Origin of the sequence: Mesorhizobium sp. M4A.F.Ca.ET.050.02.1.1 (assembly GCF_003997725.1) — a bacterium.
Taxonomy (GTDB): domain Bacteria; phylum Pseudomonadota; class Alphaproteobacteria; order Rhizobiales; family Rhizobiaceae; genus Mesorhizobium.
On record NZ_RZSG01001426.1, the window covers coordinates 1 to 593 of the forward strand.

Consider the following 593-nt stretch of genomic DNA (forward strand, 5'->3'; position numbering starts at 1 on the left):
CAGCTGGAGGCGCTCGACGAGGCCCAGCTCGACTACAAGGGACTGACCGCCGACCGCGACCGGCTGGTCGCCTTCCTCGCCGACATGGCCACGGCAGCTTAACCACGCCATCAGGCGAGCCGGACCAGTGGTTGGCGCTTTTCACTGGTTTATGACAATGATCTGTGGTGTAGCGCTTGGCCGTCCGGCAGAAACGCCCGGCTTTTGCCCTGTTTAACGGAGTGTCTGAAAAAATGGCGAATGAAAACTGGCCCGTTTACGGTGAAATCACCGGTCCCGTCGTGATGATCGGCTTCGGCTCGATCGGACGGGGAACGCTGCCGCTGATCGAACGCCATTTCAAGTTCGACAAATCGCGCATGACGGTCATCGACCCGCGCGATAGCGACCGCAAGCTGCTCGACGAGCGCGGCATCACCTTCATGCAGGAAGCCGTGACAAAGAAGAACTACAAGAAGCTGCTGACGCCGCTTCTGACCAATGGCGGCGGCCAGGGCTTCTGCGTCAACCTGTCGGTCGACACCTCCTCGCTCGAACTGATGAAACTCTGCCGCAAGCTCGGCGTGCTCTATGTCGACACGGTGGTCGAGCCC

Annotated in this window: 1 protein-coding gene and 1 pseudogene; both read left to right on the forward strand. The window is 60.4% G+C overall.

The window, feature by feature from the left end; genetic code table 11:
* Positions 1–102 (forward strand): annotated as a pseudogene (locus EOA33_RS41225) (DUF3445 domain-containing protein); the annotation flags it as partial.
* Positions 103–233: 131 nt separating this feature from the next.
* Positions 234–593, forward strand: a 360-nt coding sequence (locus EOA33_RS37950) for a saccharopine dehydrogenase NADP-binding domain-containing protein (protein ID WP_190234544.1), incomplete at its 3' end; no start/stop codon positions are given.